This window comes from Accumulibacter sp. (genome assembly GCF_031732815.1).
Taxonomy (GTDB): Bacteria; Pseudomonadota; Gammaproteobacteria; order Burkholderiales; family Rhodocyclaceae; genus Accumulibacter.
Genome location: NZ_JAVMKF010000041.1, coordinates 1 through 8527 on the forward strand (window position 1 = coordinate 1; position 8527 = coordinate 8527).

Sequence of the window (8527 nt, forward strand, 5' to 3'; positions counted from 1 at the left end):
CTGCCGTGCCATTGAACTCGACGGTGCAGACCACCTTGCCGGAAGTCCTCCGATCGGAGCTGCTCGACGCCCTGGTGACTTTGGACACCGCTCGTATCGACGAATTGATTGGGCAGATCGCCGAATGGAATGTCGAGCTGAGTCATTATTTCTGTTCTTGCGCCGATGAGTTCGACTACGGTTCGATAGAAGCAGTGTTGCGAAGCGAGAGCCAGGAGCCCACGCTGCTGAAGACGGTGTAAAAGTGACAGGAAGCCAAACCGCCGCGCAGTACGACGAATTTCGACGGTCTGGCCCGCCAGATCGGCAGCGGTCGGTCAGGAGGATCCCCCGGGAGAACCGATCCCCGAATACGAATGCGATCGACGCGTCTCCTGCTAGCGGGTCGTTCCGCACCCCCCGCAGGGCGTGAAGCGCTGCCGCCGCCCCAAGCCATATCAACTGCTGAGCCCTGGTCACAGGATGCGCCAGATCCGGTTCCCGGCTGCGCGTACCTTGGATTTCCTCTCCTTGGATTTCCTCTCCTTCGCACGCCCGATCAGCGAAGGACTGCTCACTCGGCGATGAACGCTGCGCTGCGGCGGCCGATCACGCGCCAGCCGCTTTCGAAGTCCTGCCGGCGCTGCGCCGCACGCGGCAGCCTGGCGCGCGGGACCCGACAGCTTCTCGCCAGCAGCACTCCAGCAATGCGCCGCGGAACTGCCCGCGCCAACCGTAGCGGCAATCGGCTGGACGCTCGCCGCCTGCACCTGGTCAACGAAGAGGAGAGCGAACGCCCCTGCCCGCGCTTCGACACGGTAGCGCGCGCATCGGCGTCGGACGCCGCATGATCGGCGCGATGCCCGCCACCACCGGGTCTCGACGGTTCGCCAGGCAAAGCGGATGCAATCCGGGTGTGGCGAGCGCTATACTTCCGCGCTTCGGGTCGTCCGCTCCCGCTCGCTCCCGTTCCCCCGAGTAGTGCCGCCAATCGACAGCGACGACTGGACTCGGCGATCCTCACCAAGCGAAACCTCGCCATCAACTCCGCTTCGCTCACCGATGATTGCTCCAAAGAAGAGTGCGACCGCCCCACCGATGATCCATCGCATCGCGCCGGATCGATCGCTTGCCGAGCCCAGTTATCTGCAGATGCTGCGCAAGTTGTCGGCATTGATCGATTCCGGGGAAATCGCCGACGGCGAGAGCCTTCCCTCGGAGCGCGCCCTGGCCGAGATGCTGAACCTCAGCCGGGTTACCGTCCGGCGTGCGTATGAGGAACTGCGCGCGAGAAACTACCTGGAGACGCACGGCCGTGCGGGGGTGACGGCCAGGACGCCACCCCGTCTGACGCCACGCCTTGGCCGACTGAAGGGCTTTACCGAGGAAATGCACGAACTGGGCATGGTCCCTTCGAGCCGCTTGCTCGAACATGGCGTAGTCACCGACCGCACGCTCGCCTCGCTCTTCGGCCGCCCGTCCACCGCCCCGTTCTTGCGCCTGGTGCGCCTTCGCCTGGGTGATGGCATACCTTTGTCGCGCGAAGTTGCGTGGTATGACCTCACCGCGGCGCCGGCTCTCGCCGATTGGGATATTCAAGGTTCGGCGTATCGCTTCCTGAGCGAGCGTTGCGGCATCACCTTGTCGCATGGCGAGCAAACCATCGAGGCGGTCATGAGCAGCGCGCCGGAGTCCGCCGTATTCGAATTTACTGCGCCGTCGCCCTGCTTGCTGATGAAACGGAAGACATTCAGCAAGACCGGCCAAATCGTCGAGTACGTCGAAGGCACTTTCCGCGGCGACGCCTACGCCTACCGCCTGACGCTCAGTCTGGACCCGCCGGCTTAGCGCGGCCGAGCAAGTCCGCCAGTTCGGCCTTCCGTGACAGATGAGCGAAGATGCCAGCGCGTGCAGCCACGTGGGCACCACAGGCATTGCCGAAACGAAGCGCCGCCGACAGCGCTTCGCCCCGGGAAAGCGCGTCGACCAAGCCGCAGCCAAAGGCATCGCCGGCGCCAGTCGCATCCACCTGTTCTATCGCAAAGGGAGCCGCCGCCGCCATCCGACCAGCCGCGTCAAGAGCAACGCTCCCGTCTGCCGCCAGCGTAACCGCGAGTACCCGACCACGCCAGCCGATTCGCTCCGCCAGGGCAGACAAGCGCGCCGACCACTCCGCCCGCGGCCAACGAACGGCGTCCGGGAGGTCGAACAACAGCGCGGCCTCCTGGCTGTTGACCACCAGCACGTCGGTCATCGTCAGCAACTCACGGTCGATCGCGCGCCAGGGAGAAGGGTTGAGATACGTTGGAATACCGTAGCAGCGGGCCAGCCGGAACGCGTGGCGAATCACCGTGTCGGGCAACTCGAAGTGAGCCAACAGCCAATCTGCCCGCGCCAATTGCGCCGCAGCCCGCTCGACATGCTGCGCGCCGAGCAAGGCGTTGGCGCCGAGATGGACGGCCAGGAAGTTGCCGCCATCCGACGCGATGAAGCCGACGCCAAAGCCCGAGGCATCGCCCAAGGTCAAGAACAGCTCATCGCGCATTCCCTCAGCGACCAACGCCCGGCGGACCGCTTCGCCGGCGTCGTCGGCGCCGACCGCCAGCAGCATGTCCACGTTCGCACCCAGTCGATGCAAACCGAGCCCAAGGTTCAAGCCTTTGCCGCCGTGCTCCCGAAACACTCGCTTGGCGACGAGTGACTCGCCGGAATCCGGCAAACGATCGACGGACATGAAATAGGCGTTCATGTAGTTGCCAAGAACGAATGGACGCACTGCTTGCTCCTCCGGTTACGTCTGTTTGGTATTGTTATGGTATTGTATCGGCGCTATCCGAGGCGCCCAGGATAGCTTGTCACGACCAGGAGTCCGGGCGCGCTTTCGACCTTCACTCAGGAAAAGAAAAATGCTGCCATCCATTGTTTTCCAACCGATCGCGGCTTCGGCAGCCAGCGACCTTTCCCCTCGTTTCCGCCCAGCCCGGCGAGTGCTGGACAGCACGAAGAAGTACCTGCCGCGGGCAGTCTTGCTGTGCTGCGCTCTTCTCGCCGGGCAAACCGTGCGCGCCGACGTTCTGGATTTCGACGATCTGGTCATGAATGTCTCCGGGGTCTTGAACGTCCCGACCCCTTACAAGGGCTTTCTGTGGGGCACCGTGGGCGATACCGACCTGTTCGCCTGGGGCGACTCCAGCTACGCTGCCGCCAACAGCTACGGCAACAGCTACAACTCTCCCTCCGGCGAGAATCAGGCATCCAACTACGCCGGCCCGGTTCTCGGCCGTCTGGCCAACGGCAACGCCTTCGATTTCAACGGTGCCTATTTCTCGACCTTCACCATCTACGATGCGCTGCAATCCGATTCCGCCGCGCTCCTCACTCTGGAAGGCTTCAACGGCGCAACGCTGGTCGACAGCCTGACGGTCAATCTTGCTATCGGCTACAACTGGGTACAGGCCGATTTCCGTGGCATCACCTCGCTCCGCCTGAGCGGCAGCAATTCCGTCGTCCAGCCCCACCAGACGCGCTGGATGATCGACGACTTCACGTTCAACGCCACATCCACCGGCGTTCCCGAACCGGCCACGCTGCTCCTCGCGCTCTGCGGATTGGGATTGATTGCTCGAAGCCGACGCGCCATCAGCCACGGCTGAACGCGACATCCCTCCAGGCGCCGAGATCGCCGCCGGATCGCTGCCGACTTCCGGCAGCGGCTCGTCGAGCGCTGTCGCCAGCGATCGAAAACTGAGGCCGTTCTTCCTTTGTCGCCGAGAAACACGGGACGCGAATCCAGGTGGAGCAGTGGAAGAAGGCGATCCAGGAGCAAGCGAAGACCTTGTTCGAGGGCAAGCGTGGGCCCAAACCGGTTGCCGGGCATCGGGAGCCTGAGTTGCTTTACAGCGAGATCGGGAAACTGAAGGTGGAATTGGACTGGCTCAAAAAAAGTCTGGGATCAGCCTGTCGTACTGCGAAGAGCGTGGATCGAACCTGGGGAGGCGGTGGCTGTGGTGCAGCAATGCGTCCTGGCCGGGGTGTCGCGTGCCACGATCTACGCTCAGCAGAAGCCTGTGGTGCTCGACGAAAGCGAGTTACTGCTGCGTCGCCTGATTGATGAGGAATACATGTCAATGGCGGCCAAAAACCGCCGAAATCTGGCGCAGCCAAAAATTCGGGCACCAAAAAAACGACCGGTGATGCGATTGGCTTTGACCCTCCCGGATTCTATCCAAACCGGACAGAACTCGCTCAAGCTTGTGAGCGAAGCGACATACGCTGGGAAAGTCGCCAGACTTTTCAACGGCAAGCGGCCCGATGCGCCAGCGCATCGTCGACCAATCCTCACAGCCCCTTCCGCATGCCTTACGCGGCGTATTGGATCGCCGAAGCGAGGGCCACGAAGCAGGCGGCCGCCGACTTCTTGCCGTCCACGGCGCGACGCGGTTGGCGCCGGGTGGAGAAGCAGACGGAGGCGGGCGGCCAGGCTCTTGCCTCGGCGACCATAACGCAGGCCTTGAGAGACACCTCCTCGTCCTTCACCGTCTTCCACAGGCGACCGACCAAGACCTTGTCACGCCAGGACGTCTTGCCGTCCATTCCGATCCGGAGGTCGTACGCCCTGGATAGAGCGTCTCGAGGTTCGGCTGGAGGTCGTACTGCTGCGCCAGCGCGGCCACCTCTCTTCCGATTGCCGCGAAGTCGTTGCAAGAAAGATCGTTTCCAACTGTGTGTGAAGGTTCTTGATTCAGCGCAGCAACTGGTATATATCTTGATGTATCACAGGAGGCGCTCATGGCACACATCGCGAAGCTGTTCAGGAATGGGCGCAGTCAGGCCGTTCGGCTGCCTGCCGAATACCGTTTCGACAGCACTGAGGTCTACATCCGACGCGACCCGGAGACGGGCGATGTCATCCTTTCCGGCAAGCCGACAACGTGGGACGGCTTCTTTGCTGCGCTCAAGGATGCCAGCGTTCCGGCAGACTTTCTGGCCGCAGGGGAACGGCAACAGGACGCGCAAGACCGTGATCCGTTTGGCGGGTGGAAAGAATGACCCGGTACATGCTCGATACGAACACGGTGAGTCACTTCATCAGGCAGCATCCTGCTGTTGTCCGGCGGGTGCTGGCTGTTCCAATGGCGGCTGTCTGCATCTCGTCGATCACGCAAGGTGAACTGCTGTTTGGACTGGCGCGACGGATCGAAGCGAAACGCTTGCATATGGCGGTGCGGGAGTTTCTGCGGCGAGTGGACGTGCTGCCATGGGATAGCAGCGTTGCAGAGCGTTACGGAACCGCACGGGCAGCGCTGGAGCGGCAAGGCAAGGCGCTGGGAGCACTCGACCTTTTGATTGCCTCACACGGTATTCAGGCAGGCGCGGTAGTGGTAACAAGCGACCGTGCTTTCGCTCAGGTCGATGGACTTGAAGTTGAAGACTGGACGGCTGATGGATAGCCAATCACGAGCACATGCGCCTTCGCAGAACGCTCGTCTCGGTAATCCAGCAACTGCAGGACGACGGGGGCGAGTTTCGCAAAGCGGCTGATTCGACTGCTTGCGCAGCCGTTTCATGGAGCAAGACTGCCACCTATTCTGCTGTCCGGATTTCCGGCGGCACATCTGCACGACATGGGCAAGGCGTGTGTGCGCGAATTTGACTGGATCCGGCACCGGTTCATGGTCTATTATCAGGGCAAGCCGTACTTCCAGGGAGGGGATCGATCATGCGTGCTTCCTGCCATTCATTTTCGCCGACCAGCCGGCAGCGGACGGGGGCGCTGGCCGTTGTTCTCCTCGTCACCGGTTGTGCCATTCAGCAAGCGCAGGTTCAGCCAAAGGAAGCGCCGCAGCCGGCCGCGCTGCAGCGTGCCGCCCAACTGGCGGTAGCCGAACAGGCGGGGAGCAGTCCGCGGCTGAAGCGCAAGATTGCCCTCGGACGAATCAGCAATGAAACCAGCTACGGCCGCTCGCTGCTGCGCGATCGGCACGACGATCCGCTCGGCAAGCAGGTCACCGATCTGATGAGCAAGGCGCTCACCGAATCCGGCGCCTATCTGGTTTTCGAACGACCCGACATCGGTCGCGTGCAGGCCGAGAGTCGCCTGACCGACAGCAAGCTCAAGCTGATTGGCGTCGACGCGCTGATCGTCGGATCGCTGACCGAATTCGGGCGCAAGACCGTCGGCGCCACCGGCTTCGTTTCGTCGAGCAAGCGGCAGGTAGCGTTTGCCAAGATTGACATCCGCCTGGTCGACACGACGACCGGACACGTTTTCTTCGCCGCCTCCGGGGCGGGTGAGGCGTCGACGGAAACTGCATCGACCTTCGGTTTCGGTTCGCAGGCCGGTTACGACGGCACGCTGAACGATGCGGCGATACGCCAGGCGGTCGCCGATGCGGTCAATCGCATGTCGGTCGAACTCAGCGCCCGCCCATGGGAAACCTACGTGCTGAAGAGTGAAGGCAACCGAGTGTACCTCGGCGGTGGACGCAGCCAGGGAATCCGACCCGGCATGCGCTTTGTCGTGCAAACCCGAGGAGAGCGCATGATATCGCCGCAGACTGGCGCCGAGATCACACTGCCTGGCCAGACGATTGCCAGCCTTCGCGTAGACTCGCTGTTTGGCGAAGGCGAACTGAACGAAGGTGCGGTAGCCAGTGTCGTCTCCGGCTCGCTCGGCAACCGCAAACCGGATCAGATCGTCGTGCGCCATGAAGGGGATGAAAAATGAACGGCTTGCGTCTCGTCCTGCTGCTTGCACTCGCCTTTTGCGCGCCGCTGTTCAGCGGCTGCACCCAGATGCCGACCGAGAAACAGGGGGTGAGCGATCTGCGTCCGCAGATCTCGTTCCGCGTCGCCGACGAAAACCTGCGCCAGGCAAGGGTGATTGTTGACGGACTCGAGGTCGGTGCGGTCGAAGACTACCTGGAGGGAGCGGCTGCTTTGCGTGTCCTCTCCGGCAACCATGTCGTGCATATCGAGTGGCGAGGACAGCGCGTGCTGGAAGAGAAGGTCTACGTCGGCGATGGCGTGCACCGGACGATTGTCGTCAGGTAGGAGATGATCGTGCGCTCTGCCCTGCTCGCCCCCCTGGCGATGACCCTCGCCGCCTGTGTTGCGCAACCCCCGTCGCTTTATCAGTGGGGAGCGTACGAGGAACTGCTTTATCAGGCGTACAAGGACCCGGTCGCAGTCGAAGCGATGCGCACAAAGCTGGTTGCGCATATTGCCGAGATGGAAGTCGGCTCGCGCAAGATCGCGCCCGGGCTGTACGCTGAACTGGGAACGCTGTACCTGCTCGCCGGATCGGCCGACCAGGCCGTCGCCCACTATGAGAAGGAGCGTGACGCCTGGCCTGAAAGCCGCGGTCTGATGACTTCGCTGATCGACAACCTCCGCCGGCGTGAACAGATCGAAAAGGAGACCGGCAAATGAGGCAGCTTCTGTGTCTGGCCGCATTGCTCGTGCTCAGCGCGTGCGGCGCCCCCGCGGCGCGCAAGGATCCAGCCGGGAACAGCGCTTGGCGGGCGGCGGCACCACGTTCGATCCTGGTCGTTCCCGTGGTCAACAAGTCGCTCGATGTGGATGCACCGAACTATGTCCTGGCCACGCTGCCCATACCGCTTGCTGAAAAGGGCTACTATGTGTTTCCGGTCAACACGACGAAGTACGTTCTCGAGCAAGAGGGCATGTATGAAGGCGAGAAGATCCACGAGCAGGCACCGGCGGTTCTCGCCCGGCTGTTCGACGCCGATGCCGTCCTCTTTGTGACGATCAACCGATGGGACGCGCAATACGTGCTGTTGACGACGACCGTGACGGTGGAGTTCGAGTATCGAATAACCGGCCGGGATGGTGCCGAACTCTGGCGGGAAAAGCGGAGCATGCGGTACCAGCCGCAGAGCAACTCGTCCGGACCGCCGCTGGCGAGGCTGGTCGGCATGCTGGTGGAAGCAGCAATCACCCGCGCCGCGCCGAACTACATGCCGTTGACCCGGAGCGCACACCGTTCGGCCTTCGCCTGGGGCGACAAGGCGCTGCCGGATGGACCCTATCGGCCTGCTGCCCAGGCCGCTGAAAGCGCTGCCGGCAGTTCGCGCTAGGCTCCGACACGTCGCTACGCGCTACCGCAGCAGCGCGCGAGCGCGCCGAGCTTCGCTTCACGGAGTCGGCTCGCGCAGGTCCGCCGGCAGTTCCCGTTCAGGGTAGCGATCGCGCAGCAAGGCAAGCAGGCGCTGCGCTTCGGCAAGCTGGCCGCGCGCGCGCGCCGCGCGAATTCGCCGAATCATGTCGTCCGCAGAGTCGTCGCCGACCGCCGAGTCTGCGGTCGCTACGGCGCGCCTCGAGCCTTCGTGCAACGAGGCCGTTTCGCTGACACGTTCGGCTGGTGCAGCGGATGGTGCAGCGGAAAGCGGCGCGGCCACGGGCGGTGCGGTCGCCGCCGGCAGGTGGACGGCGCCGGCACCGCCCGCTGCGGCCGGTGCCGGACTGCCGGTCGGCGTGCTGCGCGGCGGCTCGGCTGGCGACGGCTCGACGGTGGCGCGCGAGGCCG

Annotated in this window: 12 protein-coding genes and 1 pseudogene; 10 read left to right on the top strand and 3 right to left on the bottom strand. The window is 63.4% G+C overall.

Annotation, left to right across the window (positions count from 1 at the left end; all coding sequences use genetic code 11):
* The 3 genes from RKP46_RS03425 to RKP46_RS03435 form a co-directional block, all read left to right on the top strand.
* A partial coding sequence (locus RKP46_RS03425) for a hypothetical protein (RefSeq protein WP_311105322.1) occupies positions 1 to 242 on the top strand: 242 nt, incomplete at its 5' end.
* A 444-nt stretch (positions 243 to 686) separates the two neighbouring features.
* Entirely contained in the window at positions 687 to 830 is a 144-nt protein-coding gene (locus tag RKP46_RS03430; protein WP_311105323.1) for a hypothetical protein, read from the top strand.
* Between the two features lie 211 nt (positions 831 to 1041).
* Positions 1042 to 1827 carry a GntR family transcriptional regulator gene (locus RKP46_RS03435; protein WP_311105324.1) on the top strand — a complete coding sequence of 262 codons (786 nt, stop codon included), beginning with the start codon at positions 1042 to 1044 and terminating at the stop codon, positions 1825 to 1827.
* Here RKP46_RS03435 and RKP46_RS03440 read toward each other — a convergent pair.
* Positions 1805 to 2755, bottom strand: coding sequence for a PfkB family carbohydrate kinase (locus RKP46_RS03440; protein ID WP_311105325.1), 951 nt, complete (start codon positions 2753 to 2755; stop codon positions 1805 to 1807). The two genes, RKP46_RS03435 and RKP46_RS03440, sit on opposite strands and share 23 nt — an antisense overlap.
* 283 nt (positions 2756 to 3038) lie before the next feature.
* Here RKP46_RS03440 and RKP46_RS03445 point away from each other — a divergent pair, with 283 nt between their 5' ends.
* Entirely contained in the window at positions 3039 to 3632 is a 594-nt protein-coding gene (locus tag RKP46_RS03445) for a PEP-CTERM sorting domain-containing protein (RefSeq protein WP_311105326.1), read from the top strand.
* A 706-nt stretch (positions 3633 to 4338) separates the two neighbouring features.
* On the opposite strand, the gene RKP46_RS20175 is transcribed toward RKP46_RS03445, so the two are convergent.
* Positions 4339 to 4572 (bottom strand): hypothetical protein, encoded by a 234-nt coding sequence (locus RKP46_RS20175; RefSeq protein WP_409194098.1) that lies wholly within the window; start codon positions 4570 to 4572, stop codon positions 4339 to 4341.
* Between the two features lie 195 nt (positions 4573 to 4767).
* On the opposite strand from RKP46_RS20175, the gene RKP46_RS03455 reads away from it, so the two are divergent.
* The 6 genes from RKP46_RS03455 (at position 4768) to RKP46_RS03480 (ending at position 8078) form a co-directional block, all read left to right on the top strand.
* Entirely contained in the window at positions 4768 to 5028 is a 261-nt protein-coding gene (locus RKP46_RS03455) for a type II toxin-antitoxin system VapB family antitoxin (RefSeq protein ID WP_311105327.1), read from the top strand.
* A complete protein-coding gene (locus RKP46_RS03460; RefSeq protein WP_311105328.1) occupies positions 5025 to 5429 on the top strand; it encodes a type II toxin-antitoxin system VapC family toxin in 405 nt (134 codons plus the stop codon). The genes RKP46_RS03455 and RKP46_RS03460 overlap by 4 nt, the downstream gene beginning before the upstream one ends.
* Before the next feature lie 269 nt (positions 5430 to 5698).
* Positions 5699 to 6706 carry a CsgG/HfaB family protein gene (locus tag RKP46_RS03465; protein WP_311105329.1) on the top strand — a complete coding sequence of 336 codons (1008 nt, stop codon included), beginning with the start codon at positions 5699 to 5701 and terminating at the stop codon, positions 6704 to 6706.
* The gene (locus tag RKP46_RS03470) at positions 6703 to 7032 is read left to right on the top strand and encodes a hypothetical protein (RefSeq protein WP_311105330.1); all 330 of its coding nucleotides are present in this window, start codon (positions 6703 to 6705) and stop codon (positions 7030 to 7032) included. The genes RKP46_RS03465 and RKP46_RS03470 overlap by 4 nt, the downstream gene beginning before the upstream one ends.
* Before the next feature lie 3 nt (positions 7033 to 7035).
* Positions 7036 to 7410: a DUF4810 domain-containing protein gene (locus RKP46_RS03475; RefSeq protein WP_311105331.1), complete on the top strand. Its 375-nt coding sequence runs from the start codon at positions 7036 to 7038 to the stop codon at positions 7408 to 7410.
* Positions 7407 to 8078, top strand: a complete 672-nt coding sequence (locus RKP46_RS03480; protein WP_311105332.1) for a GNA1162 family protein — start codon at positions 7407 to 7409, stop codon at positions 8076 to 8078. Before RKP46_RS03475 ends, RKP46_RS03480 begins: the two co-directional genes overlap by 4 nt.
* A gap of 57 nt (positions 8079 to 8135) precedes the next feature.
* Here RKP46_RS03480 and RKP46_RS03485 read toward each other — a convergent pair.
* Positions 8136 to 8527 (bottom strand): annotated as a pseudogene (locus RKP46_RS03485) (hypothetical protein); the annotation flags it as partial.